Source organism: Streptomyces sp. DSM 40750 (genome assembly GCF_024612035.1).
In the GTDB taxonomy this organism is placed as follows: Bacteria; Actinomycetota; Actinomycetes; order Streptomycetales; family Streptomycetaceae; genus Streptomyces.
In genome coordinates, this window is sequence record NZ_CP102513.1 from 9,354,615 (window position 1) to 9,381,246 (window position 26,632).

20 protein-coding genes are annotated in these 26,632 nt (G+C 70.0%); 10 read left to right on the forward strand and 10 right to left on the reverse strand.

Translation table 11 applies throughout. The annotated features are described in order from the left end of the window. Positions 1-73: 73 nt before the first annotated feature. The 4 genes from JIX55_RS41025 to JIX55_RS41040 all read left to right on the forward strand — a co-directional run bounded on the left by JIX55_RS41025 (position 74) and on the right by JIX55_RS41040 (position 3,275). Positions 74-379, forward strand: a complete 306-nt coding sequence (locus JIX55_RS41025) for a 4a-hydroxytetrahydrobiopterin dehydratase (RefSeq protein ID WP_257568274.1) — start codon at positions 74-76, stop codon at positions 377-379. Positions 380-384: 5 nt separating this feature from the next. Then, positions 385-1,125: a class I SAM-dependent methyltransferase gene (locus JIX55_RS41030; RefSeq protein ID WP_257568275.1), complete on the forward strand. Its 741-nt coding sequence runs from the start codon at positions 385-387 to the stop codon at positions 1,123-1,125. An 86-nt stretch (positions 1,126-1,211) separates the two neighbouring features. After that, entirely contained in the window at positions 1,212-1,370 is a 159-nt protein-coding gene (locus JIX55_RS41035) for a hypothetical protein (RefSeq protein WP_257568276.1), read from the forward strand. A gap of 39 nt (positions 1,371-1,409) precedes the next feature. Continuing rightward, a complete protein-coding gene (locus JIX55_RS41040) occupies positions 1,410-3,275 on the forward strand; it encodes a rhamnogalacturonan lyase (RefSeq protein WP_257568277.1) in 1,866 nt (621 codons plus the stop codon). A gap of 67 nt (positions 3,276-3,342) precedes the next feature. Here JIX55_RS41040 and JIX55_RS41045 read toward each other — a convergent pair whose 3' ends face one another. The 3 genes from JIX55_RS41045 to JIX55_RS41055 form a co-directional block, all read right to left on the reverse strand. Beyond that, on the reverse strand, positions 3,343-4,251 hold the full coding sequence (locus JIX55_RS41045; RefSeq protein WP_257568278.1) for an endonuclease/exonuclease/phosphatase family protein: 909 nt from the start codon (positions 4,249-4,251) through the stop codon (positions 3,343-3,345). Positions 4,252-4,414: 163 nt separating this feature from the next. Next, on the reverse strand, positions 4,415-7,081 hold the full coding sequence (locus tag JIX55_RS41050; protein ID WP_257568279.1) for a cellulose binding domain-containing protein: 2,667 nt from the start codon (positions 7,079-7,081) through the stop codon (positions 4,415-4,417). Positions 7,082-7,239: 158 nt separating this feature from the next. Beyond that, positions 7,240-10,155, reverse strand: coding sequence for a glycoside hydrolase family 48 protein (locus JIX55_RS41055; protein ID WP_257568280.1), 2,916 nt, complete (start codon positions 10,153-10,155; stop codon positions 7,240-7,242). A 378-nt stretch (positions 10,156-10,533) separates the two neighbouring features. Here JIX55_RS41055 and JIX55_RS41060 point away from each other — a divergent pair, with 378 nt between their 5' ends. The 4 genes from JIX55_RS41060 to JIX55_RS41075 all read left to right on the forward strand — a co-directional run bounded on the left by JIX55_RS41060 (position 10,534) and on the right by JIX55_RS41075 (position 14,875). Next, the gene (locus JIX55_RS41060) at positions 10,534-12,249 is read left to right on the forward strand and encodes a glycoside hydrolase family 6 protein (RefSeq protein WP_257568281.1); all 1,716 of its coding nucleotides are present in this window, start codon (positions 10,534-10,536) and stop codon (positions 12,247-12,249) included. A 206-nt stretch (positions 12,250-12,455) separates the two neighbouring features. Further along, positions 12,456-13,052: a dihydrofolate reductase family protein gene (locus JIX55_RS41065; RefSeq protein WP_257568282.1), complete on the forward strand. Its 597-nt coding sequence runs from the start codon at positions 12,456-12,458 to the stop codon at positions 13,050-13,052. Positions 13,053-13,147: 95 nt separating this feature from the next. Then, entirely contained in the window at positions 13,148-14,062 is a 915-nt protein-coding gene (locus JIX55_RS41070) for a class I SAM-dependent methyltransferase (RefSeq protein ID WP_257568283.1), read from the forward strand. Positions 14,063-14,173: 111 nt separating this feature from the next. Next, positions 14,174-14,875 (forward strand): SDR family oxidoreductase, encoded by a 702-nt coding sequence (locus JIX55_RS41075; RefSeq protein WP_257568284.1) that lies wholly within the window; start codon positions 14,174-14,176, stop codon positions 14,873-14,875. A 207-nt stretch (positions 14,876-15,082) separates the two neighbouring features. On the opposite strand, the gene JIX55_RS41080 is transcribed toward JIX55_RS41075, so the two are convergent. Next, complete coding sequence (locus tag JIX55_RS41080) at positions 15,083-15,919, reverse strand: aldo/keto reductase (protein ID WP_306820083.1); 837 nt, start codon at positions 15,917-15,919, stop codon at positions 15,083-15,085. 235 nt (positions 15,920-16,154) lie between these two features. Here JIX55_RS41080 and JIX55_RS41085 point away from each other — a divergent pair, with 235 nt between their 5' ends. Then, the gene (locus JIX55_RS41085) at positions 16,155-16,937 is read left to right on the forward strand and encodes a polysaccharide lyase (protein WP_257568285.1); all 783 of its coding nucleotides are present in this window, start codon (positions 16,155-16,157) and stop codon (positions 16,935-16,937) included. Positions 16,938-16,967: 30 nt separating this feature from the next. Here the strand turns inward: JIX55_RS41085 and JIX55_RS41090 are convergent, their stop codons facing one another. Then, positions 16,968-18,794, reverse strand: a complete 1,827-nt coding sequence (locus JIX55_RS41090) for an AMP-dependent synthetase/ligase (protein WP_257568286.1) — start codon at positions 18,792-18,794, stop codon at positions 16,968-16,970. Between the two features lie 409 nt (positions 18,795-19,203). Beyond that, positions 19,204-20,070, reverse strand: coding sequence for a LysR substrate-binding domain-containing protein (locus tag JIX55_RS41095; protein ID WP_257568287.1), 867 nt, complete (start codon positions 20,068-20,070; stop codon positions 19,204-19,206). Positions 20,071-20,279: 209 nt separating this feature from the next. Between JIX55_RS41095 and JIX55_RS41100 the strand changes: the two genes are divergently transcribed. Then, a complete protein-coding gene (locus tag JIX55_RS41100; RefSeq protein ID WP_443046747.1) occupies positions 20,280-21,347 on the forward strand; it encodes a bile acid:sodium symporter family protein in 1,068 nt (355 codons plus the stop codon). On the opposite strand, the gene JIX55_RS41105 is transcribed toward JIX55_RS41100, so the two are convergent. From JIX55_RS41105 to JIX55_RS41120, 4 genes are all read right to left on the reverse strand, one after another. Further along, complete coding sequence (locus tag JIX55_RS41105) at positions 21,286-22,521, reverse strand: hypothetical protein (RefSeq protein WP_257568289.1); 1,236 nt, start codon at positions 22,519-22,521, stop codon at positions 21,286-21,288. The genes JIX55_RS41100 and JIX55_RS41105 overlap by 62 nt on opposite strands. 10 nt (positions 22,522-22,531) lie before the next feature. After that, the gene (locus tag JIX55_RS41110; RefSeq protein ID WP_257568290.1) at positions 22,532-24,424 is read right to left on the reverse strand and encodes a sialidase family protein; all 1,893 of its coding nucleotides are present in this window, start codon (positions 24,422-24,424) and stop codon (positions 22,532-22,534) included. 437 nt (positions 24,425-24,861) lie between these two features. Beyond that, positions 24,862-25,731: a formate dehydrogenase accessory sulfurtransferase FdhD gene (gene fdhD, locus JIX55_RS41115; RefSeq protein ID WP_257568291.1), complete on the reverse strand. Its 870-nt coding sequence runs from the start codon at positions 25,729-25,731 to the stop codon at positions 24,862-24,864. 8 nt (positions 25,732-25,739) lie between these two features. After that, on the reverse strand, positions 25,740-26,600 hold the full coding sequence (locus tag JIX55_RS41120) for a 2Fe-2S iron-sulfur cluster-binding protein (protein ID WP_257568292.1): 861 nt from the start codon (positions 26,598-26,600) through the stop codon (positions 25,740-25,742). Positions 26,601-26,632: the final 32 nt, after the last annotated feature.

Genomic DNA, 26,632 nt, shown 5'->3' on the forward strand with positions numbered 1-26,632 from the left:
ACTCGGCGGCCGGGCTGTGGCAGGCTGGGAGGGACCGCACGTCACGGAGGGGACGTCTCGGAAGGAGTCGGCCATGCCCGTCGAACCCTTGTCGCAGAAGGAGATCGAGGACCGGCTGGCGGAGCTGCCCGGTTGGTCGTTGGACGGGGGCCGGATCGCCCGCTCCTACCGGCTGGGCTCGCACTTCGCGGCGACCGCGATGGTCGTGCACATCGCCCAGACGCAGGAGGAGCTCGGCCACCACTCCGACCTCACCCTCGGCTACAACACCGTCTCGCTGACCATCAGCACGCACAGCGCGGGCGGCGCCGTCACGGAGAAGGACTTCGAGCTGGCCCGCAGGGTGGAGGCGCTCGCGCCCGGCCACGGGGCGGGCTGAGGCGGGTGCTGGACTACGACAAGGAGGCCGGCGACTACGACGTCCTGCGCGGCGGCGAGCCCCGGGCCGAGGCCGCCGCCCGCGCCGTACTCGGCCTCGTCCCCGAGGGCACCCGCAATCTGCTGGACATCGCGTGCGGCACCGGGATCGTGACCCGGCGGTTCGCGGCCGAGCGGGACGGGATGCGGGTCGCGGGCGTCGACCTCACGTACGCGATGGCGAGCCGGGCCGCCGCCCGGCTGCCCGGCTCCGTCGTGATCGGCGACGGCCGCCGACTCCCGTTCCGTGACGGGGGGTTCGACGCCGTGACCAGCGTGTGGCTGCTGCATCTGCTGGGCGGCCCCGACGACGTACGGACCGTGGTCGGCGAGTGCGCCCGCGTGCTCCGCCCCGGTGGCGTCTACGTCACCACCGTCGACAAGGCCGCCTCCCACAACGTGGGCAGCGACATCGACGCCGTTCTCGCCCCGCGCCCCCGGGCGCCGGTCATGGACACCGCCGCGGCCATAGAGAAGTACGCCGACGAACACGGCCTGCGCGCAGCCGGACAGGCCCGCTTTCGAGGACGCGGCCAGGGCCGCAGCCCCCGCCGCACCGTCACCGACCTGCGCCGCGGCTGGTTCGTCACCCTCCCGCCCGGCGACCCTCTCGCCGACGACTTCGCGGTACGGCTCGCGGCGCTGCCCGACCAGGACCGGGCGCGCCCGGACCCGGAGTTCACGCTGCGGGCGTTCCGCAAGGTCTGAGCGCGGCTGGCGCCGGGCGTGACCCTCTCCGGGGCGGTGCTGGTGTCGACGGGGGCACAGGGGACGGCGGGTGGACCACGGCCGGAGTGCCCATCGAGTCGGTCGGGCGCGCGCACGGTGAGTTCCTGCGTCCGGGCGCTGACATCGAGGTGCTGGAACCGGCCGAGCTGCGCGGAAGAACGGCCCGGACCGTGGCCGAACTGGCCGAAAGACACGGCAACGTGGCCAGGGACGGCGGCGACTGAGAGTGCGGAACCCGTCCGTCCTTTCTGGAGGTTCGTCACGTGCAGCACCCGCAGAGGCACCACAGACGCCGAGCCCTGCGCTCGGTTGTGACAGCGGCCCTCGTCGCCGTCGGACTCACCACGTTCACCGGCACGCCCGCCGAGGCCGCCACCGCCCGTCAGGTCGAGGCCCTCGACCGGGGCGTGGTCAGTGTGCACGTCGACAGCGGCAACCTGGTCAGCTGGCGCTGGCTGGGCACCGACCCGAACGACGTGTCGTTCAACGTCTACCGGGCCGGCACGAAGGTCAACTCGACGCCGGTCACCGGCTCCACCAACTACTTCCACTCCGGCGCCCCCGCCCAGGCCGACTACACGGTCCGCGCGATCGTGGGCGGTGTGGAGCAGGGCGACTCGGTGCACGCGGTCCAACTCCGCACCGGCTACAAGGACGTGCCGATCAGCGCGCCCGCAGGCGGGACCACCCCGGACGGCGTCGCGTACACCTACGAGGCGAACGACGCCTCCGTGGGTGACCTCGACGGCGACGGCGCGCTGGAGTTCGTCCTGAAGTGGCAGCCGACGAACGCCAAGGACAACTCCCAGTCCGGCTACACGGGCAACACGATCATCGACGGGATCAAGCTCGACGGCACCCGCCTGTGGCGCATCGACCTGGGCCGCAACATCCGCTCGGGCGCGCACTACACGCAGTTCCAGGTGTACGACTACGACGGCGACGGCAAGGCCGAGATCGCCGCCAAGACGGCGGACGGCACGGTCGACGGCACCGGCGCGGTCATCGGCAGCTCCTCCGCCGACCACCGCAACTCCAGCGGCTACATCCTGTCCGGCCCCGAGTACCTGACCATGTTCAACGGCCAGACCGGCAGGGCGATGCAGAGCGTCGACTACGTCCCGGCCCGGGGCACGGTCTCGTCCTGGGGCGACTCGTACGGCAACCGTGTGGACCGCTTCCTCGCCGGGACGGCGTACCTGGACGGCGCCCGCCCCTCCCTGATCATGGCGCGCGGCTACTACACCCGTACGGTGATCGCCGCCTGGGACTGGCGGGGCGGCTCCTTCACCCGCCGCTGGACCTTCGACACCAACGCCTCCACCAACAGCGGCCGGGGCTATGACGGGCAGGGCTCGCACAGCCTCTCCGTCGGTGACGTCGACAACGACGGCAAGGACGAGATCGTGTACGGCGCGATGGCCGTGGACGACAACGGCAACGCCCTGTGGACCACCAGGACGGGCCACGGGGACGCGCAGCACCTGGGTGACCTCGACCCGTCCACCTCGGGCCTGGAGTACTTCAAGGTCTCCGAGTCCACCTCCCAGCCCGCCGAGCTGTACATCAACCCGGCGAACGGGGCCGTTCGCTGGCAGCTCGCCGCCTGCTGCGACAACGGCCGGGGCGTGGCCGGGGACATCCACGCCGGCAACGACGGCCCGGAGATGTGGTCCGCCTCCGACACGTCCATCCGCGACGAGGCGGGCGCGACGAAGGGCCGCGAGCCCTCCTCCGTCAACTTCCTCTCCTGGTGGGACGGCGACCCGGTCCGCGAACTCCTCGACGGCACCCGGATCGACAAATACGGCACATCCTCCGACACCCGCCTGCTGACCGGCTCCGGGGTCTCCTCCAACAACGGCACCAAGGCCACCCCCGCCCTGTCCGGCGACATCCTCGGCGACTGGCGTGAAGAGGTCGTCTGGCGCACCAGCGGCAACACGGCCCTGCGGATCTACTCGACCCCGATCGAGACCAGCACCAAGATCACGACCCTGCTCCACGACCCGATGTACCGCACGGGCCTGGCCTGGCAGAACACGGCCTACAACCAGCCCCCGCACACCGGTTTCTTCATCGGCGACGGGATGCCGACGGCGCCCAGGCCTACGGTGTACACACCGTAGGACGACCGGTCCGTCGGCGGGCCGGGCACCACCCGGCCCGCCGACGGACCTTGACGGATCCCCTCGCTCAGCCCAGGGTCAGCGAGGCCTGTACGGGCAGATGGTCGCTGGGGAACTGCCCGTTCAGGGAGAAGGTGTTGATCGCGGCCCGGTGCGCCGTGACCTCCGGCGTGGCCAGGATCCAGTCGATACGGTCGCCGCCGGGCGTCAGCGGCCGGTAGCCGTGGAAGGTCGCGTACAGCTCACCGCGCTCGGCCGCCGTGTCCCAGGTGTCGACGAGTCCGGCACCCAGCATCGTGTCGTAGACCGGGTTCTTGTGGGCCGCGACATTGAAGTCACCGGTGACGACGAGGGGGAGCGACTGGTCGAACCCGGCGATGCGCTGGGCGATCAGCGCCGCGGAACGCTCGCGGGCGTACTGGCTGAGGTTGTCGAGGTGGGTGTTGAGGACGTAGAACTGTCCGCCGCCGTCCCGCAGATCGCGGAACCGGACCCAGGTGACCATGCGGATGGAGCCGCCGCCCCAGGTGTTCGAGCCGGGCACCTCCGGGGTGTCGGAGAGCCAGAAGTGCTGGTACTCGACGGGCGCGAGCCGGCGGGTGTCGTAGAAGACCGCCATGAACTCGTCCCGGTTGCCGCCCGCGCGTCCGGCGCCGATCCAGCGGTAGTTCGCGCCGAGGTCGGCCTCGATGTCGAGGAGCTGCTGGTGGAGGCCTTCCTGGGTACCGATGACATGGGGCGCCTCCTGCCGCAGCAGTGCGCGCATCACCGGCCTGCGCACGGCCCAGCTGTTGGGCCGGGTGGTGCTCGCGTAGCGCAGATTGAACGACATCAGGTCGAGACGGGGGCTGACGGGTTCTTCCGCCGCGGCGGCGGGTTCGGCGGACACCCCGGTGCGGAACAGGGGCAGCAGGACCGCCGCGGCGAGGACGGTCTTCAGGCTGAGGCGACGCGTGACTCGGCTGTGGTTCGGCACAGGGGCTCCTTCTGCGGCGGCTTCCGGGCGAGTCGTGCGCAGAACAGTGTGGAACCACTTTCCATGCCAGTCATGAACATGTCTATATATCGAGGTGTACGTGGCTCGAAGAGGGTGCGCGCCCGACCCGGGCGCGCACCCTCTCCTCGTCCTGCCCGGAGTGTCAGGTCACCGTGCAGGACTGGTCACCGAGCTTGAACGCGGTCGGTTTGCCGTTCGTCCCCGACCAACTGCCGGTGAAGCCGAAGCTCACCGACGAACCCGCCGCCACATTGCCGTTCCAGCCGATGTTCCTGGCCGTGACCGCCGAACCCGACTGTGTGTGGTCGGCGTTCCAGAGCTGGGCGACGGTCTGGCCGTTCGGGAAGGTCCAGCCGAGGGACCAGCCGGTCCACGCGCTCGTGCCCGTGTTGGACAGTCGCACATCCGCCTGGAAGCCGCCCGACCACTCGTTGGTGACCTTGTACGTCACCGCGCAGGCCCCCGTCGGCCCAGGCCCGGGGTCCGGATCCGTACCGCCGCTGCCGCCGCCCGTGTCGGAGGAGTCGCCGTAGATGACCCCGCGGCCGTTCGTGGAGATGTACACCCGGCCGTAGATCCGGGGGTCACCCGTGATCGCGTCGCCCGTCCAACCCCACTGATGGGCATCGTCGTTGATCCGCGTCCAGCTCGCGCCCTTGTCCGTCGAGCGGAAGATGCCGCGTACGCCGCCGATCCTGGCGCTGGTGTAGAGGGTCTGGTACGAGGCTCCCGTCGCCGCCTTGCCGAAGCCGATCGTGTCGGCCTGCTCGACGCCCGACAGCTTGGTCCAGGTGGCGCCGCCGTCCGTCGAGTGCCACAGGCCGTACGCGCCGTCCGTCGCGCCGCCGGCCAGCCATACGTCGCCCTTCACACCGGGCAGCGCCTTGAAGCGGACTCTGTCGCCGCTGGGAAGGCCGGTGGCGCTCGACGCGGTGAAGGTCGCGCCGCCGTCCGTACTGACGTAGAACTTCCCGGACTTGAAGCCGTAGAAGGTCCTCGGGTCCACCCGGTCCGACTCCACGATCGCGTCGGCCGGGATGCCGCTCGACGCCGACCACGAATTTCCGAAGCCCGTCGTGTACTGCACGCCCGCGCCCGCCGGGCTCCACACGAACCGGCTGCCGTCCGAGGCCGCCGCGACCGTACCGCCGCCGCTCACGCCCGACGGGTCGGTGCCCGCGAACCAGTTGGCGCCGTTGTCCGTGGAGAAGGCGATGTGCGGGCCCGAGTCCAGGTTGCCGACCCGGACGACCGTGTTCGGGTTGGACTCCGCGAAGTCCAGGCTGGTCGTCGTCGTGAAGTTCGGCGAGGTGAACATCATCGACGGGACCTTCGTCAGATCCGTGTGCCGGAAGCCGCCGATGTCCCCGAGGGCGCTCAGCAACGGGGCGCCGGACGGGGGAGAGGCGAGGTCCAGGACGGCCGTCTCCTCCAGGCCCCGCACCATCGGCTTGATGGTGAACTGGCCGCCGCTGTCCCAGTTACCCAGGTTCTCCGTGCCGTAGATCGTCGCTCCCGTCCCGTACATCATCCGGTTGGAGTCGAACGGGTCGATCTCCAGCGCCTCCGTCATCCAGCCGAGCTTCGGTGACTGCTCGGGCGGCGACGGGTTCGCCCCCCAGGTCAGCCAGGGCGACGACGACACATCCATCGTGTAGCGGTTCGAGCGATTCGGATACGACGTGTAGTCCCAGGCCTTGGTCCACGTGGCGCCGCTGTCCGTCGAGCGGAAGATCTGGGTGTCCGGCCACCAGGAGCTGTACGCCGTGGCCATGACCGTCCCCGGATCCTGACGGTCGACCGTCAACCCGCTGAAGCCGTAGTACGTGTCGGCCTCCGCCACCGGGCTGATGTTCGTCCAGGTGCCCGTCGCGGTCGCGTACCGCCACAACTGGCCCTTGCCGCCGTCGTACGGCCCGCCCTTGTCGCTGTACGACAGATACAGATGGCCGTTCGTCGCGTCGAGGACGCCCTTGTGGGCCAGATAGCCGGTCGGCTGCCCGGCCACCCGCGACCAGGTCGCGCCCGCGTCCGTCGAGCGGTAGACCGCGTTGTCCTTGTCGGCGACGCCGACGTAGAGGGTCTTCGTCGCGTTCCCCGACGTGCCCGTCGACTCGTCGAAGGTGACCCAGACGATGCCCTGGTTGTCGCTGGAGTACCCGCTGGCGTCGGACGGGTCGGCCACGTAGTTGCCGACGTTGGGGAAGTTCGTCACCTGCGCCCAGGTGACCCCCGAGTCCGTCGACCGCCACAGCCCCTTCCCGCTCGGCGCGCCCAGGTACAGCACGCTGTTCCGGTTCGGGTCCACGGCCAGCCGCTCGCCCATGCCCCGGCCAGGCATGTTCCCGCCCAGCTTGAAGGGCAGGTTGCTCTTCTGCCAGCTGGCACCCCGGTCGGACGACCGAAGGACCGCCCCGTTCCCCGGGTCCCAGCTGTTCGTGTACGTACCGGCCGCCACATACACCTTGTCGGGGTCGACCGAGTCGGAGGCCAGGCTCACGACACCCGTGTGCCCCCAGTCGTCCCAGCCGACCGAGTCGAGCAGCGGGGTCCATGTCTTCGACGACTCCACCCAGCGGTAGGCCCCGCCGATGTCCGTACGGGCGTACGCGAGGTCCTGCTCCTCGCGGTTGAAGACGATGCCGGGCACGAAGCCGCCGCCGTCGATACGGGCGTTCTTCCAGGTGTAGGTGTCGGCGGCGATGGACACCGACTTCTCGGCCCTGTCAGCGGCCAACGCGGGTGGGGATCCGGCGAGAAGGCCGGCCGCGAGGGCCAGGACGGTGGTGAGGGTGCGGGTTCTTCGCAACGTGGGGGTCCTCTCCTGACGAGTGGGGGAAGTTCTCAGAAAAGGGCACAGCAACCCCGCGCCCGCAAGGGGCGCGGGGCTGTGTCCATGTGCGGCTACCGCCGCGTGGGCGCGACCAGCCACAGACGGCCGTCAGCCGTCATACGACCTTGGCGGCTCTATTCCAGGAGCTCCGCGTACGAACCCATGGCCAAGGCAATATCCGCCTGAGCCCAGAACCGGTGATACGTGAACGACGGCGCGGCCCCACCGGCGAGATACGCCTCGATCTTCGACCACGCGGGATCGTCCTCGTAGAACGACCGGATCGAATCGAAGGTCGACGACGCGTTGATGGGGTCCCCGTTCGGCATGGTCCCGGTCCACCCACTCGGCACGTACACCCGGTCGTCGAACCGGTTGTAGTCCGCGCGGGTCTCCGGAACGGCGACACCGAGCCCGTCCTGATGGTGGTCCCACATGCCGTCGAGCAGCGCCTTCGCGACCCGGGCCGCGTCGGCGTCACCGGAGCGGTCGGCGTAGTACGTCAGGGTCTTGGCGTACGCGGCCGCCACCCCCACGTCGTCGGTGTAGTCGGCGACGGTGACGTGAAGTCCCGCGTTGGCGCCGGGACTCGACGCGTTCCAGGTGTCGGGCGCACCGGACCACTGGAGCGTGGACGGAATCCGGTACGTGCCGTCCGGATTGATCGTCGTCTTGGACAGCGCCCAGTCGACCCACTTGTCGAGGACCGTCTTGGCGTTCGCGTTGCCCGTCTGCTGGTAGTACTCGGCGACGCGCTCCATGGACCACGCCTGGAAGCCGAACCACTGGTTGGACGGCGGGTCGTGGTACACCGGCTTCTCGTCGTAGAACATGCCGTAGAAGGTCGGTGTCCCGGCCGGGGGAGTGGCGTACCGCCCCGCCCAGCTGTTGGTGGCGCCGCCCGCGATGCCGCCCTCGTTGGACTGCAGCCAGCGGTAGAACTCGATCTGCCGGTTCAGGGACGTGGCCCAGTCCGCCTGCCCGGTCGTCGACTTGGGCTTCAACGGGGCGTAGTTGGCGAGGGCGTGGGCGGCCAGCGGGTTCTGGTAGCCGCCGTGCGTGTGGCTGGAGCCGATGCGCCAGGCCCAGCCGGCGTTCGTGTCGGTGGCACCGCCCCACGCGTAGTACCAGGACATCAGGTAGTGCGAGGCGTCCTTGCCGGTGCCGGCCGGGCAGGACGTGGCGCCCACGCAGTTCCCGATCTTCTTGAAGTACTTGTCGTACATCGAGTAGCGCAGATAGTCGCCCATCTTCGCGGCCTTGCCGATGGTCGCGGAGACATCGGCGCCCTTGCCCTGCTCCTTGGCCCAGATGTCCGCCCAGTACGCGGCCTGCACGGCACGCGCGTCGGCGTCGGGGGCGTTGGTGAACTTCCACTGCTTGGAGTACGAGGCGTCACCGGTGAACAGGTCCAGGTACCCGTTCGTGCCGCCGTACTTGAACTGGTCGCAGGTGGGCTGCGGGACGGTCTCCCACACGGACTCCTGCGGTCCGCGCTGGAAGGTGTTGATGTACGACGGGCCGGTGTCCGTCGGGCCCGCCTCGCACTTGCCGGGCGAGTTGCCGTAGCCGTAGACGTTGTCGACGTCCTGCAGCCAGTGCATGCCGTAGACGTCGTCCGTGCCGTACGCGCTCTTCAGCTCGGCGGCGATGGGGTCCGGACCGACCGAGACACCGGTGTTGAGCTGCGCCGGATACTCGTTGGGGGTGTCGTGCTCCGGGGCGTACGTCGCCGGCTTGTTCGCCGTGTAGAAGGAGTTGGTCGGCTGGTCGGCGCGGGTCGGGATCATGTACTTCTCCATGATCTCCCAGGCGCCGTTGAACTTGGACCAGTCGCCCGTGACCTTGCCGTACATGGCCTGGAGCCACAGGAGGTAGCTGTACGCCTCCGACGTGGTCTCATGGCCGTGGTCCGGCGCCTCGACGATCAGCGTCTCCACCGAGTGGTACGGGATGCCCTCGGGGGAGAAGTAGCCGTTCGCCGGGTTGGTGATCTTGCCGTACAGCTCCAGGAAGCGGGCGTCGTACTCGCCCGCCGCCGCCAGCTGCGTCACGGTCACCGCGGCCTTGGCGTGTCCGGTGGCCGTCGACTCGAAGACCGCCGAACCGGTGCCGGAGCCGTTGGCGCCGATGGTCACCTTCTGCGCGGTGTTCCAGTTCGACGACGTGAAGGTCAGCGACGCGCCGCCCGTCACGGAGAGCCCGGTGTTGCCGGACGTCCGCGCGGTCGTCACCGTCACACTGCCCGACGGCTGTGTCGAAAGTTTCACGTCGTACGTGCCCGACTCGCCCTGCATCACGCCCAGTTGGGTCGGCGAGACCACCACGGCGGGACCCGAGGCGACCGTGATGCCGACCGGCGTGGAGTCCGCGGAGGCGCCGAGGCTGTCGTACGCCTTGGCCACCAGCGAGTGACTGCCCACGGACAGACCGGTGGCCGAGAACGTGTACGGCGACGTCGTGTCCGTGCCCAGCAGCGTCGTGTCGTCGTAGAACTCGACCTTGGAGATCGTCGCGTTGTCCGCCGCGGCGGCGGTGGCCGCCATCGGCACCGCGTCACCCTGCGAGTACACCGCGCCCGGGGCCGGGCTGGTCAGCACCGTGATCGGTGGCTGATGGGCCCCGACACAGGCGGTGCCGTTGATCGCGAAGCCGGTCGGCGCCGCGTTCGTACCGCTGTACGTGAACTGGGCGCCGGTGGTCACCGCGGCCCCGACGGCGATCGTGCCGTTCCAGGACGCGTTCCGAGCCGTCACCGTCTTGCCGGACTGCGACCAGGTGCCGCTCCAGCCGTTGGTGAGCGTCTGGTTGCCCGCGTAGTCGTACGTCAGGGTCCAGCCGCTGATGGCCTCGGTGCCCCGGTTGCTGATCGTGAGCTCGGCGGTGAAACCCGAGCCCCAGTCACTGGTCTTGTAATCGACGTTGCAGGCAACTGCCGCCGCACTGGCGGGAGTCGAACCCGTGCTCAGCATCGTCAAGGGCAGGGCGAGGGCCGCGACCACGGCGGTCCACAGGCGCCGCGTGGCACGGCGTCTCCGTCTGGGGTGCATGCTCTGGTTCCTTCCGTGCGGCTCTTACGAAGGTGGGGGCGGAGCAGCAACAACAAGCCTTGAACCAGTGGGAGCGCTCCCATATTGAGGAGCGGGGTGCAAGGGGTCAAGGTGCTTGAAGAGTCGAAAAGATTCGATGAAACGAAAAGATTCGTCCCGCGCAATAACGCAACACCTCTGTCTTTTACCGTCACTTGGCGCTACCTTCACCCACACCAGTGGGAGCGGTTCCATCAGTCGACGCGTTCGCCCCAGGCGCGTCCGAGCTGCGAGGGACGCTCAGAGAACACCCCCCAGCGTTCAGGTCTTTTACTCGCCTCGGCGACAGCGCGACGACTCCTCCTCGTACACCCCACTACGGAAGAGGAACCCGCACTCATGAGCCGTACCAGAACAGCACTGCTCGCGGCGATGGCGCTGGTCGCCGGCGCCGCCGGGACCGCGATCGCGGCCGTCCCCGACGACGTCGGCGCCAAGGCGATCCCCTGCACGGTCGACTACAAGGTGCAGAACCAGTGGTCCACCGGCTTCACCACCGCCGTCACGATCACCAACAACAGCGCCGCGAAGTCGTCGTGGTCCGTTAAGTGGTCGTACGCGGGCAACCAGACGGTCACCAACGGCTGGAACGCCCGGATCACGCAGAGCGGCACATCGGTGACCGCCGCGAACGAGACGTACAACGGCACGCTGGCGACCGGCGGTTCGGTCAGCTTCGGCTTCAACGCCACCCACAGCGGCACCAACGCCCTCCCGACGACCTTCACGCTCGACGGCGTGACCTGCAACGTCGACGACGGCGGCAGCGGACCCACGGATCCGCCGGACCCGGGCACGCCGAACGCGAGGGTCGACAACCCGTATTCCGGCGCCAAGGTGTACGTGAACCCCGAGTGGTCCGCGAAGGCCGCCGCCGAGCCGGGCGGCAGCCGGATCTCCAGCCAGCCCACAGGTGTGTGGCTGGACCGGACCGCCGCCATCGAGGGCGTGGGCAACAACATGGGGCTGCGCGACCACCTCGACGAGGCGCTGCGGCAGAAGGGCTCCGACCAGCTCGTCGTCCAGCTGGTCATCTACAACCTGCCCGGCCGTGACTGCGCGGCCCTCGCCTCCAACGGCGAGCTGGGTCCCACGGAGATCGACAAGTACAAGACGCAGTACATCGACCCGATCAAGGCGATCCTCGCCGACCCGAAGTACGCCTCCCTGCGCATCGTCACGACCGTCGAGATCGACTCGCTGCCCAACCTCGTCACCAACACCGGCAGCCGCCCGACGGCCACTCCCGAGTGCGATGTGATGAAGACCAACGGCAACTACGTCAAGGGCGTCGGCTACGCGCTCAACAAGCTCGGTGACGTGGGGAACGTCTACAACTACGTCGACGCCGGCCACCACGGCTGGATCGGCTGGGACGACAACTTCGGTGCCTCCGCGACCACCTTCAAGGAGGCGGCGACCGCCGAGGGCGCCACGGTGAACGACGTCCACGGCTTCATCACCAACACGGCGAACTACAGCGCCCTGAAGGAGAACAACTTCACCATCAACGACAACGTGGCCGGCAAGTCGGTCCGCGAGTCGAAGTGGGTCGACTGGAACCGCTACGTCGACGAGCTGTCCTTCGCGCAGGCCTTCCGCAACCAGCTGGTCTCGGTCGGCTTCAACTCGAACATCGGCATGCTGATCGACACCTCCCGCAACGGTTGGGGCGGCACCGCACGGCCCACCGGACCGGGCGCGACGACCAGCGTCGACACGTACGTCGACGGCGGGCGCTACGACCGCCGCTTCAACACCGGCAACTGGTGCAACCAGTCCGGAGCGGGTCTCGGCGAGCGCCCGCAGGCCGCCCCGGCGGCCGGGATCGACGCCTACGTGTGGATGAAGCCGCCGGGGGAGTCCGACGGTTCCAGCCAGTTCATCGAGAACGACGAGGGCAAGGGCTTCGACCGCATGTGCGACCCGACGTACACGGGCAACCCGCGCAACAACAACAACATGTCCGGCGCCCTGCCGAATTCGCCGCTGTCCGGGCACTGGTTCTCCGCCCAGTTCCAGCAGCTGATGCAGAACGCGTACCCCGCGCTGTGAGCACCCTCGGGTGAACCGGTCCGCCAGGGGTCAGTCATGCTTCCCCGGCCCCTGGCGGAGCGGGAACTCCGCCGCCGAAGAGTCCTCGCTTCGGTGGCGTCGTCGTGTGAGCCACGTCACGATGGCGGAGGTGGGTGGTGCGATGAGTTCCGGGCGCCGCGGCGGTCTTCATCGCGGTAAGCCCGTGAGAGGACGAGGAGAGACCCATGCGTATCGTGATCTGCGCGTTCATGAGCCTGGACGGTGTCGTGCAGGCGCCCGGCCACCCCGACGAGGACACCGAGGGCGGGTTCGCCCACGGCGGCTGGACGTCCCCCTTCTTCGACCCGGAGATCGTGGGCGGCGCGTGGGACGCCGCGTTGAACAAGGCGGACGCGCTGCTGTACGGGCGCCGCACATGGAAGGCGATGGCCGGGGCATGGCCCGACCGGGCGGGCGACCCCTTCGCCGACCGGATGAACTCCATCCGTAAGTACGTCGTGTCCGCCACGCTCGCCGACTCCGAGCTGACCTGGAACAACACCACGCGCATCCCGGGCGAGGAGGCCGTCGCCCACATCCGCAAGCTCCGCGAGACCGACGGTGGCGACCTGCTCGTCATGGGCAGTCCGACCCTCGCCCGCACGCTTCTCCACGAGGGCCTGGCCGACGAGCTCGTCCTGATCGTCATGCCGGTCATCCTCGGCGGCGGAAAGACGATCTTCCCCGACGACGGCGCCAAGCACACCCTGGAACTGGTCTCCACGGCCACCAGCGGCACGGGCGCGAACGTGTGTATCTATCGGGTGGCGGCAAACGACTGAATCGGCATGGAGAATTTGCCGAGACGGCAAGAGAAGTAGCCGTTCTCGGGTGCGTCGGAGCAGGCTGACGGCACCCGGAAGAGAGGCTCACCGTCATGGGACAGCACCACCACGGCCAGGGGCAGCAGGAGCACGGCCACGGCCACGGGCACGGGCACGGGCATCACGATGACACCGACATCGACTGGGCCGAGCTGGCCGATCATCTGGAGGGACAGGCCGAGCTCTTCGCGCCGCTGAACCGGCAGGCCGCGGCCTGGGTGGCCGAACGGCAGCCCGAGCCGGGGCTGGTCGTCGACGTCGGCAGCGGCCCGGGGGTGGTGAGCTGTCTGCTGGCCGACGAGTTCCCGGGCGCCCGGGTCGTCGCCCTGGACGGCTCGGGGCCCCTGCTGGAGCGGGCCCGCGCCCGCGCCGAACGCCTGGGGATCGCCGACCGGTTCGGCATCCTGGAGGCAGAACTCCCGGACGGGCTCGGTGACTTGGAGTACCCCGCCGATCTGATCTGGGCGAGCCGCAGCCTGCACCACCTCGGCGACCAGCGCGCGGCTCTCGCCGCCTTCGCCGAACGCCTCGCACCCGGCGGCACGTTGGCGCTCGTCGAGGGCGGCCTGCCCAGCCGCTTCCTGCCGCGTGTCATCGGCATCGGCCGCCCCGGACTGCAGTCCCGGATCGACGCGGCGGAGGAGCTGTGGTTCGCCGAGATGCGGGCGGCGCTGCCCGGCAGCGTCGCGGAGACCGAGGACTGGCCGGGCCTGCTCACCGCCGCGGGCCTGCGCGGCGCCACATCGCGCACCTTCCTCCTCGACATCCCGGCCCCGGTGCCGGAAGCCGCCCGCGCCTACGCCCTTGCCTCGTTCCAGCGCGGCCGGGGAATTCTCGCGGACTTCCTCGACGCCTCCGACCTCTCCACCATCGACCGCCTCCTCGACCCCGACGACAAGTCGAGCCTGCACCACCGCGCGGACCTCTTCGTCCTCGCGGCCCACACGGTCCACGTGGCCCAGTTGTGACGTCGGGGTGGGCCTCGCCCGGCGGCCCTTGACTTCGAGAGCGCTTCAAGTGGTGGACTCCCCTCGTCGGCCAGAGTCCGGACGGCCGACCGGAGTTCTATGGGGGTAGTCATGTCCGAGGCACCAGTCGCGCTCATCACCGGCGGCGGCACCGGTATCGGAGCCGCCGTCGCCCGGCGGTTGCTCGACGACGGTCACCGGGTGGCCGTCACCGGGCGCAGGGAGGAGCGGTTGCGTGCGTTCGCCGCCGAACTCGGCGAGCCGGAAGGGCTGTTGACCCTTCCGGGGAACGCGGCCGAGTACGCGGACGTCCAGGCGGCGGTGGACGCCACGCTGAAGGAGTTCGGGCGGATCGACACCGTCCTCGCCAACGCCGGGTTCGGCACGCACGACACCGTCGCCGAGGGGGACCCCGCCGGGTGGACGGAGATGGTGCTGACCAATGTGCTGGGCCCGGCCCTGCTCATCCGGGCCGCCATCGACGCCCTCAAGGAGACCCGGGGGCGGATCATGCTGGTCGGCAGCGTCGCCGGTTTCATCCACGGGCCCGGCAACATCTACGGGGCCACGAAGTGGGCCGTGACCGGGCTCGCCGAGAACACCCGGCGACAGGTCACCGAGTGGGGTGTCGGCGTGACCCTGATCGCGCCCGGCCGTGTGGAGACCCCCTTCTGGGACGCCTACGGCAGCCTCCCGCCCGGCCATCTCCTCACCGCCGACCAGATCGCCGACTCCGTCGTCTGGGCGATCCGGCAACCGGCCGGAGTCGACATCAACACCGTGGTCGTACGACCGATCGGGCAGCCGGTCTGAGACCACGGGCCGTCAGGGACTGAGACCACGGGCCCGTCAGGGTCTGAGACCACGGGTCGTCAGGGACTGAGACCACGGCCACGGCCGTCAGGAACCGGGATCAGGCCCGTTCGCGGACGCACGAGACCGCCCGTCGGAACTCATCCGGCGGGCGGTCTCCGTGCTCTCCGTGCTCTCCGCGAGCAGGCGTCAGCCGTGGGCCCCGTCTCAGGCCTGGTTGAAGGTCACCGGGTCCGGGCCGATCCGCCGGTCCTCGTTCAGCGCGCTGATCGCGGCGATGTCCTCCGTGTCCAGGGAGAAGTCGAAGACCTCGATGTTCTCCTTGATGCGGGACGGGGTCACGGACTTGGGGATGACCACGTTGCCCAGCTGGAGGTGCCAGCGCAGGACGACCTGGGCCGGGGTGCGGCCGTGCTTCTGCGCGATCGCGATGATCGCCGGGACCTCCAGGAGGCCCTGGCCCTGGCCGAGCGGCGACCAGGCCTCGGTGGCGATGCCCTGCTCGGCGTGGTACTCGCGGGACGCGTGCTGCTGCAGATGCGGGTGGAGCTCGATCTGGTTGACGGCCGGGATGACGTTCGTGGCCTCGATCAGCGTCTCCAGGTGCTCCGGAAGGAAGTTGGAGACACCGATGGACTTCACGCGGCCGTCGGCGTACAGCTTCTCGAACGCCTTGTACGTGTCGACGAACGTGCCCCGGGCCGGCAGTGGCCAGTGGATCAGATACAGGTCCACGTACTCCAGGCCGAGCTTCTCCAGGGACTCGTCGAAGGCGCGCAGGGTGGAGTCGTAGCCCTGATCGCTGTTCCAGAGCTTGGTGGTGACGAAGAGGTCCTTGCGGGCGACGTCGGAAGCGGCGATGGCCTTGCCGGTGCCCTTTTCGTTTCCGTAGATCGCGGCCGTGTCGATGCTGCGGTAGCCGGCCTCCAGCGCGGTCGTGACCGCCTGATCGGCCTCGTCGTCCGGCACCTGCCACACGCCGAAGCCCAGCTGGGGCATCTCGACGCCGTTGTTCAGGATGATCGGGGGGACCTTGCTGCTCACGAGCTCTCGATCCTTAAGTCGTCGGGTGGTGCTTCCCATCGTCAACGATCACGGCCCGCGATGCATTCCTCAGCAGCGGACTGCTCGCGGCCCGAATCGCAGATTGGCCGGAAATGGACCCGGCAGTTCCAGAGTATCGGTCTGGACCATTGACCGAGTACGGTCACCCATGGAGTCTGTCCTCTGCCGCAACGCACGTCGGTGAATTCTGGTCACATACGTGAATGGATGGCTCATGACCCCCACCCGAAGGAACCTCCTCGGCGCCGCGCTCGGCGGTGCCGCCGCCGCGGCCGTCGGGCTCCCGGCCCCCGCCGCGCACGCCGCCTCCTGGCAGTTGAAGTGGTCCCCGTCGGCGAACGCCGACGGGCTCCGCGCCTTCGAGACCATCGAGGACGACCGCGCCGACTCGCACACCTCCGCCGCGCCGCACATCTACGCCACCGGCGACACCTGGCGGTTCGACATGCACACCGTCGACCGTGACACCTCGACCGACCGCCAGCGCCAGGAGGTCACCGGCCTGCGCACGGGGAGCGGCTTCCTGCGCTGGACCGAGGGCCAGACCTGGCGGGTCACCTACGGGATGTACCTACCGAGTTCGCTGAAGGCGACCACCAGCTTCACGCACATCATGCAGATGAAGCAGCCGGGCAGCGGAACCTCGCCCCTCGTCGTGCAGTCCCTGCGCCGGGTGAACGGCGCGCAGACCATCGAGCTGAAGCTGCCGATCGACGACATCCTCGTCGGCCGCACCGACCTGACACCCCTGCACAACTCCTGGGTCGACGTGGACTTCCAGGTCAAGGTCGGCAACGGCTCGGCAGGTTCGGTGCGCTGGATCCTCAAGAAGGGCTCGACCACCCTCGTCGACGTCACCCGCACCGGCGTCGACACCTTCCTCGCCGACCGGCTGCGCCCCAAGTGGGGCATCTACCGCTCCCTCGGCGACACCTCGGGCTCCCTGCAGAACTGCCACATGCTGCTGCGGAACATGCGGGGATACCAACTGGTCTGACCGCCGCGGGGACGGCCGGCCCGAGTGGTCTCACGCCCGGTACAGCGCCTCCACCTCGGTCGTGTACGCCTTCTCGATCGCCTTCCGCTTCAGCTTCAGCGAAGGCGTCAACAGGCCGTGCTCCTCGGTGAACTGGTGCGCGAGGATCCGGAACGTACGGATCGACTCGGCCTGCGAGACCAGGGTGTTGGCGGCGACCACCGCCCGCCGCACCTCGGTCTCCAGCTCCGGATCGCGCACCAGCTCGGCCGGTTCCGGTTTCGGCTTGCCGTGCATCTGCAGCCAGTGCTCGACGGCCTCGGAGTCCAGGGTGACGAGGGCGGCGATGTACGGCCGGTCGTTGCCGACGACGATGCACTGGGCGACCAGCGGATGGTCGCGCACCCGCTCCTCCAGGATCGCGGGCGAGACGCTCTTGCCGCCCGAGGTCACCAGGATCTCCTTCTTGCGCCCGGTGATGGTGAGATAGCCGTCCTCGTCGAGGGAGCCCAGGTCACCGGTGGCGAGCCAGCCCTCGTGCAAGGTCTCGTCGGTGGCCTTGGGGTTGTTGAGGTAGCCCTGGAAGACATTGGGGCCGCGCAGCCAGATCTCGCCGTCCTCCGCGATGTGCACGGTCATGCCCGGGATGGCCTGGCCGACCGTGCCGTACCGGGTGCGCTCCGGCGGGTTGGCGGTCGCGGCCGCCGTGCACTCCGTCAGGCCGTACCCCTCGAAGATATGGATGCCGGCGCCCGCGAAGAACAGCCCGAGCCGCCGGTCCATCGCCGAGCCGCCGGACATCGCGTACTTGATGCGGCCGCCCATCGCCTCCCGGATCTTGCCGTAGACGACCTTGTCGAAGAACTGGTGCTGCATCCGCAGGCCCGCCGACGGGCCGGGCCCGATGCCCCAGGCCCTCGCCTCCATCGCGTCCGCGTACTTCACGGCGACCTCGACGGCCTTCTCGAACGGGCCGGACCTGCCCTCCCGTTCGGCCTTGCGGCGGCTCGCGTTGAAGACCTTCTCGAAGATGTACGGCACCGCGAGGAAGAAGGTCGGCTTGAAGGCGGCGAGGTCCGGCAGCAGGACGGCCGCGTTGAGCTGCGGCTGATGACCGAACTTCACCTTCCCGCGGATCCCGGCGACCTGCACCATCCGCCCGAAGACATGCGCGAGCGGCAGGAACAGCAGCGTCGCCGCCTCGTCGCCCTTGCGGGACTTGAACAGCGGCGCCCAGCGCTCGATGACCGTGTCCGCCTCGACCATGAAGTTGGCGTGCGAGATGACACAGCCCTTGGGGCGGCCCGTCGTACCGGAGGTGTAGATGATCGTCGCGATCGACTCGGGCGTCACCGCCCGCCGGTGCCGGTGCACCACCTCGTCGTCGAGGTGCGCGCCCGACTCGTACAGCTCCTGCACCGCGCCCACATCCAGCTGCCAGAGCCGGCGCAGCTGGGGCAGCCGGTCGATGACCGTGGCGATGGTCATCGCGTGGTCCTCGTGTTCGACCATGGCCGCCGTGCACTGGGCGTCGTACAGCATCCAGAAGACCTGCTCGGCCGAGGACGTCGGGTAGACGGGGACGACCTGGGCGCCGACGGTCCACAGGGCGTAGTCGAAGAGGGTCCACTCGTAGCGCGTACGGCACATGATGGCGACCCGGTCGCCGAACCGGATGCCCTGCGTGAGCAGGCCCTTGGCCAGCGCGAGAACCTCGTCGCGGAACTCCGCGGAGGTCACATCACGCCACTCGCCCAGCTCGTCCTTGCGGCCGAGCGCGATGTATGTCGGGTCCTCCTGGGCGTACTCGAAGACGACGTCGGCCAGGCCGCCCACCGGCGGCGCCGACGCCAACGGGGGGTTGGTGAACTCGCGCAAACCCGCTCCTCGTGGCGCTCCGCACAGCGCGTGAAAGCTACCTCACCGGGGGAACGGGCGGGAGGGGTTGCGGAGGGGGCGCATGGCTGCACACGGCGCGGGTCGGCGCCGAAAAATGACGCGGACGGGGAGGTATCCGGCGCAATTCCTGGCGACGGAGTCCGTTCCCGCACCGTAATCTCTACCGAACCCGCACGCTCCGATTACCGTCCGTGGCCGCGGGAACACGGTTTGGCCTGAGGAAACCCCGACACCGCTCACCTCCGCCGCACCGATGGGGCCGGGAAGCGCCGCTTCACGCCCGGCCCCAGCGGTGCCGGTCGAACATGCACCGACATTCGTACAGCGCGACGGCGGCCTTTCCCGTCACACCCTCATGCCACGCTCCCCGCCAAGCGGCTGACGCCCCTCACGCCCGGCCGTGGAGCCGGTCGCCGCCGGAGAGGATCGCCGCGGCGAGGGCGTCCGCCGCGCTCGACGCGGCTCCCGGGCGGCGGCCGTGGACGAGGACGAAGTCGACCTCGCCGAGTTCCGGCAGTCCGGCCCGCTCCGGGACGCGGACCAGGCCGGGGGGCACCAGACGACGGGAATGCGCCATCACGCCGAGGCCGGCGCGGGCGGCCGCGATGAGGCCGTTGAGACTGCCGCTGGTGCAGGCGATGTGCCAGGCGCGGCCCTCGCGCTCCAGCGCCTCCAGGGCCAGCGCGCGGGTGATGCCCGGCGGCGGATAGACGATCAGCGGGACCGGACGGTCGGGATCCAGACGGAGCCGTTCCGCGCCGATCCACACCAGCCGGTCCGTCCAGACGGGTTCACCGCGCGGGTCCTCCGGGCGCCGTTTCGCCAGCACCAGGTCGAGCTTGCCCGCCGCGAGCTGCTCGTGCAGCGTGCCCGACAGCTCGACGGTCAACTCCAGGTCCACCTCGGGATGGTCGTGCCGGAAGGACTCCAGGATCTCCGGGAGCCGGGTGAGCACGAAGTCCTCGGACGCGCCGAACCGCAGCCGCCCGCGCAGCCGGGTCCCGGTGAAGAACGCCGTCGCCTGCTCGTGCACCTCCAGCAGCCGCCGGGCGAAGCCGAGCATCGCCTCGCCGTCCTCCGTCAGCTCCACGGAGTGCGTGTCCCGCGAGAACAGCTGCCGGCCGGTCGCGTCCTCCAGTCGGCGCACATGCTGGCTGACCGTGGACTGACGCAGCCCCAGCCGCCGGGCGGCCTGCGTGAAGCTCAGGGTCTGGGCCACGGCGAGGAAGGTACGCAGATGGGAGGGGTCGTACACGCTCCTCAGCCTAGGCGCTCACCGCCCGCCCGGATATCGGGGAACGTGATGACAGTGAGAGTGGTATGCCGGATTCCCGATCGGCGTGTTCGGGAGGACCATGGAGAGGCACGTTCTGTGCCCGAACAAGATCGAAACCAGTCAGTGTCGAACCAGTAAGTCGAACCAGTAAGTGGAGCACCGTGAAACGCCTGCAGTGGCCGAGTTGGATGCCGATCGACCCGTACATCCTGCTGTTGCTCGGGACAGTGGGCCTCGCGGCGCTCCTCCCGGCGCGGGGTTCGGCCGCCGAGGTCGCGTCGGGCGCGTCCACGGCGGCGATCGCCTTCCTCTTCTTCCTCTACGGCGCCCGGCTCTCCACCCGCGAGGCACTGGACGGCCTCAAGCACTGGCGGCTGCATGTCACCGTCCTGGCCTGCACGTTCGTGGTCTTCCCGCTGCTGGGCCTGGCCGCCCGCGGCCTCGAACCGGTGTTCCTGAACCACTCCCTCTACACCGGTCTGCTCTTCCTCACCCTCGTCCCGTCGACCATCCAGTCGTCGATCGCCTTCACCTCGATGGCCCGCGGCAACGTGCCCGCCGCGATCTGCGCGGGCTCCTTCTCCTCCCTCGCGGGCATCGTCATCACCCCGCTGCTCGCGGCGAGCCTGCTGGGCGGCAGCGTCGGCGGCTTCTCCGCGGACTCGGTGCTGAAGATCGTGCTCCAACTGCTGGTGCCGTTCCTCGCGGGGCAGCTCGCCCGCCGCTGCGGAATCAAGAGGGGCCGCGCGAAGCGCGTCAGGCAGGGTGGTGGTGGGAGACGGGCGGGCGGCTTCATCACCCGCCACAAGCAGATCCTCGGCCTGGTCGACCGCGGTTCGATCCTCCTCGTCGTCTACGTAGCCTTCAGTGAGGGCATGGTGCGCGGGATCTGGAGCCAGGGCAGCCCGCTGCGGCTCGCCGGTCTGCTCGTCGTCGAGGCCGTGCTGCTCGCGGTGATGCTGCTGCTCACCTGGTACGGCGCGAAGGCCCTGCGCTTCAACCGGGCGGACCGGATCGCCATCCAGTTCGCCGGCTCCAAGAAGTCCCTCGCCTCCGGACTGCCCATGGCGAGCGTCCTGTTCGGCGCCGAGGCCTCCCTCGCCGTACTGCCGCTGATGCTGTTCCACCAGATGCAGCTCATGGTCTGCGCGGTCATCGCCAAACGCCGGGCCAAGGACCCGGTGGAGCCGGCGGTCACGGAGCAGCGAGACGAAGCGATACGAACCGCGGTCGGTACAGGGACACGTTCCGCGTGATGTTCAGCTGCGCGGAGGCCGCGTCGGCGTCCAGCCAGTTGACGTCGTAACTGAGGACCAGCCGGTCACCGTCGACCGCGTCGTGCGCCTGCGGGTTGTACGCCGCGACCCCGCCGTCCGGCAGCGACGGGCTGAAGCCCTTGGTCGGCCCGTGCCAGGGCCCGGTGGGGGAGCAGGCCCAGTACGCGGTGACGGTCGTCAGCCCCGCGGTCCCGGCCGCCATGGTGAACAGCACGTATGTACGACCATCGCGTACGACGGTGAACGCGCTCCCGACCCCCTTGTCCGCCCCGTTCCCGAGCACCGCCGCCGGCCGCCCCCGCACCGCCCACCGCGAGCCGTCCCAGTACTCCCACGCCCCCGGCTCCCCGAGCCGGCCGCGCGGCACCCGGGCGACATACGCGTGCGAGGTCGGCCGGGAGGCGGCCTGGGCGTCGGTGCCGCCGAAGACGTACGTCCAGTCGCCCGCGTCCACGGCCGTCGTACCGAACAGCACCCGCCGGGCCGGATCGGCGACCGACCCCTGGTCCAGCACCGTCGTGATCCCCTCCAGCCGCAGATCGGGCAGCGACAGCGTGGCGACCTCGGTCGCCGTCGGCACCCCGTAGATCCACGGGGACTGTCCCGCCGTACGGGTCCACAGCAGCACCCGTACGACCCGTTCGGCCGAGCCGGGGGAGCGGGGCTCGACCCGGGCGGCCACCGGCCAGCGCCACTGCCGTGGGGCGGGGTCCGGGAAGACCGGGGCCGGGAGCGTGGATTGGAGACGGCCCGAGGGCGACATCACCACGGCCGAGTTGCGCACCAGGGGCGCCGAGACGTCGCGCCACGCCACGGACTCGCCGACCGGGTTGGGCGGTGGGTACACCTGGCCCAGATAGGTGTCCGAGAACAGCCACAGCACGCGTCCGTCCGGGAGCCGCACCGAGTGGGTGCCGTCGCCGCCGGTCCAGTCGTCCGTGCGGCCGGCGTCGTCGCCGTACCGGGTGAACTCGCCGGTCAGGGAGGCGTCCGGGTCCCAGTCCCGGACCGTACGGGCCGTGCAGGTGCCGCCGCCCTCCCGGTCGTCGTCCGGGAGGGCGGTGAGCAGCACGGCCGCGAGGGCCAGGACCAGTGCCAGGATCAGGACCGGTCCGGCCCCCGTCCGCTGTCGTGCTCCTGCGTCGTCGGGCACGGAAGGGACGTTAGTGGCCTCCGCCCACCCGGTCCATGGGCAGCCACAGGATCGAGCCCCGTGTCTCCGCGTCCCGGGTACCGAGCCCGGCGACCTCCGCGTCGCTCAACGCCCGGTCCTGGACGCGTACTTCGTCGATCGCTCCGGTGAAGTGGACCCGGCTGTCGACCCGTTGCCCGATGTGCACGCCGAACGGCGAGTTCCGGCTGACCGATCCGGGGATGTCGGCGGTGCTGAACGGCGTCCCGTCCACGAAGAGGGTGAGCTGCCCCCCACCCCGCCGCAGCACGAGCTGGTGCCACCGCCCGTCGTTGTAGGCGCCCGTGGACCGCACGGAGGTGGTCCGGGGCGGCGAGGCCCCGTCCCGCACGGTGATCAGCCCGGTCAGCCGCCCGGCCGCCGGCTCCCCGCGCAGCCACACCTGCGGCTGCGTCGTCCCGACCCCGCCCATCCACAGCATCGGCTGCTCACCGCTGGTCGCCGCGTAACGGAACCAGAGCGACGCGGTGAAGTCCTTCGTCCCGAGGGGGAGTCGGGACCGATACGGCAGCCGTACGGCGTCGTCGGTGCCGTCGAACTCGATCGCGCCGCCGAACCTGCCGTCCGTCGGCCGGGCGCCACCGAGCACGGCCGCCCGCCTGCCGCCGGGCGCCCTGTCGGACGTCGTCGGGTCCGGGCCCCGGCGCGGCTGGAGCCAGTCCTCCGTGAACCGGGCGAAGCGGATCTCGTCCCGGGCGTCGACCGCGCCGCCCTCATAGAGCAGCCCCACGACGTCGTCGCCGCTCTCACCGCCGATCCGCACCATGTCGGAGTAGCCGGACCAGTCGGTGGTGACGACCGTGCCCCGGTCCACGCTCTCCCAGGTGCGCCCACCGTCGTACGAGGAGCGGACCGCCATCGTCCGGCGGCGGTCGGGGTCGGCCGGGCCGGCGAACAGCATGCGGTCGCCGAGGCGCAGCACGGAGCCCTGCACCTGGGGCGTGTAGAGGTCCGGGAGCGCCCGGAACGGCGCGGCGAAGGTGGTGCCGCCGTCACGGCTGACGCTCTGGCTGCGATGGCCGAGGTCGGTGCCGTCCTGCTCGCGCCCGCTGACCAGGACCGAGCCGTCCGCGCGCTCGGTGAGCGTCAGCTCCGACGGCTTCTGACGGAACGTGCCGTCGTCCGCGATCGGCCACGAGTCCGTCGCGCCCACCTTCCAGTTCTCCCCGCCGTCGTCGCTCGTCACGAGCGCCGCGTGGTTGGCGGTGACCCGGCCGTCGGCCCAGCTCTCGGCGTTGACGCCGAGGACGAGCCGCCCGGCGTGCCTGCCCCGGGTGAGCTGGATGCCGTGCACGGGGCCGGTGGCGTACCAGGAGTTCCAGTCGGCCGGGCGGATCTGCTCGCTGAGGCTGCGCGGCTCGGACCAGGTCAGCCCGTCGTCGTCGCTGTACTGGAGGTGCGGGGCCCGGTCACAGGGAACGTCGCAGCTCGCGCTGTCCGGACGGCCCGTGTTGTACGTCTGGGCCAGCACGATCCGGCCGGTCCTGCGGTCCACGACCGGCGCGGGGTTCCCGTGGGTGTCGCCCCCGCCCTCGTTGACCATCTGCAGTGGGCCCCAGGTGCGACCGCCGTCCGTGGACCGCTTGACCACGAGGTCTATGTCGGCCGCGTCCCCACAGTTCAGCACGCGGCCCTCGGCGAAGGCGAGCAGGGTTCCCTCGGTCGTCCGGACGACCGCCGGGATGCGGAAGCAGGCGTAGCCCGGGTCCTGCGACGCCTTGAAGAGGACCTGCTGCTCGAACTCGGCTACGGCAGGGGCTTGTTGGGCATCGGCTCCGGCGGGGTGGGGGAGGCAGAGGAGAGCGGTGGTGGTGACTACCGCGGTGAGGGTGGATCTGAGACGTGCGTGAAGACTCGACGGCACGGTGCGGCCAGCCCTTCATCCGTCTAGGAGATGGGACATCGGACGTCCCACGTCCGATGTGCGGCCACAGACGCTACTTGGGGGTTCAGGGGGCTCACAAGAACCGTGCGTCGGTCGTGACTGGGCGTGTCGTACGACTAGGTGACGATCAGTCAGACGGTCGCGGGAGAGCTCGGAGAGCTCGGGGGGTGCGGTTGGTCGGCGCGTGCGGGTCGCGTGTGGTTGCTCGCGCAGTTCCCCGCGCCCCTGAAAACGAGGCCCGCACCCCGTGCTTTCAAGGGGCGCGGGCAACTGCGCGACCAGCCCCCACCCACCCGCACCCGGCAACGCAGAAGTGGACCAACGGCGCGTACCCGGCGGCCAACCGGCGGAGCGCCCCGGCGCAGGGGGCGCTCCCCGCCGGTGGGGGCCCCGCCGTCGTGGACGCGGGGCGCCGCTCAGCCCTGGTCGACCGCGGCAGCGGCCCGCAGGGCGATCCGGTGCTCACCCGCGTACACGTTCATGGAGGCCCCCCGCAGGAAGCCCACCAGGGTCAGCCCGGTCTCCGCGGCCAGGTCGACCGCCAGCGACGACGGTGCCGAGACCGCCGCCAGCATCGGGATCCCCGCCATCACCGCCTTCTGCGCCAGCTCGAAGGAGGCCCGCCCCGACACCAGCAGCACCGCCCGGGACAGCGGCAGCGACCCGCTCTGCAGGGCCCGCCCCACCAGCTTGTCCACCGCGTTGTGCCGCCCCACGTCCTCCCGTACGTCGAGTAGCTCGCCGTCCTCGCTGAACAGGGCCGCCGCGTGCAGACCCCCGGTCCGGTCGAAGACCCGCTGGGCCGCGCGGAGCCGGTCGGGGAGGCTCGCGAGGAGTTCGGGACCGAGACGGACCGGGGGAGCGTCACCGCCGTGCGTGTCGTCGATGGCCCAGCGGGCGGTCGTACGGACGGCGTCCAGCGACGCCTTGCCGCACAGCCCGCAGGACGACGTCGTGTACACGTTGCGTTCGAGCGTGATGTCGGGGATGACGACACCCGGGGCCGTCCGCACATCCACCACGTTGTACGTGTTCGAGCCGTCCGCCGTCGCGCCCGCGCAGTAGACGATGTTCTGCAGGTCCGACTGCTCGGCGAGCACGCCCTCGCTCACCAGGAAGCCGGCGGCCAGCGCGAAGTCGTCACCCGGGGTGCGCATGGTGATCGCCAGCGGCTTGCCGTTCAGCCGGATCTCCAGGGGCTCCTCGGCGACGAGCGTGTCCGGACGCGACGAGACCACCCCGTCCCGGATGCGGATCACCTTGCGTCGTTCCGTGACTCGTCCCATGGCGTCTCTCAGTCCCGGTTCTGTACGTGCTGATAGCCGAAGCGGCCCTTGATGCAGAGGTTCCCGTGGGTCACCGGGTTGTCGTGCGGGGAGGTGACCTTCACGATCTCATTGTCCTGCACATGGAGCGTGAGGTTGCAGCCCACACCGCAGTACGCGCACACCGTGGTCGTCTCCGTCTGCGCCGACTCGTCCCACGTGCCCGCCGCCCGCATGTCGAACTCCGACTTGAAGGACAGCGCGCCCGTCGGGCACACCTCGATGCAGTTGCCGCAGTACACACACGCGGAATCGGTCAGCGGCGCGTCGTGCTCCACGGCGATCCGCGCGTCGAAACCACGCCCCGCGACCGAGATCGCGAACGTGTTCTGCCACTGGTCCCCGCAGGCGTCCACGCACTTGTAACACAGGATGCACTTGTCGTAGTCCCGCACATAGAGCTCGTTGTCGACCTTGGGCTCCTCGTTCAGCCGGGCCGCGTCCGGGCCGAAGCGGTCCGGCTTCGCCTCGTACTCCTTGATCCACTCGGCGACCTGCGGGGTCGTCGACAGGTCGACCGACGAGGCGAGGAGTTCGAGGACGATCTTGCGGCTGTGCCGGGCACGCTCGGTGTCGGTCTTCACCTCCATGCCGGGCTCGGCCTTGCGGGAGCAGGCCGGGACGAGGGTCCTGGCCCCCTCGACCTCGACGACACAGACCCGGCAGGCGTTCTTCGGGGTGAGCGTGTCGCCCTGGCAGAGGGTGGGGACGTCCTTGCCGGCGGCCCGGCAGGCGTCGAGGATCGTCGAGCCCTCGGGCGCCCGCACCGGCTCGCCGTCGATGGTGAACTCCAGAAGGCGGCGCGGCACTCCCAGCGGTATCACGGTCATACGGCGGCTCCGGTACGGCGAGTTCGGCGATG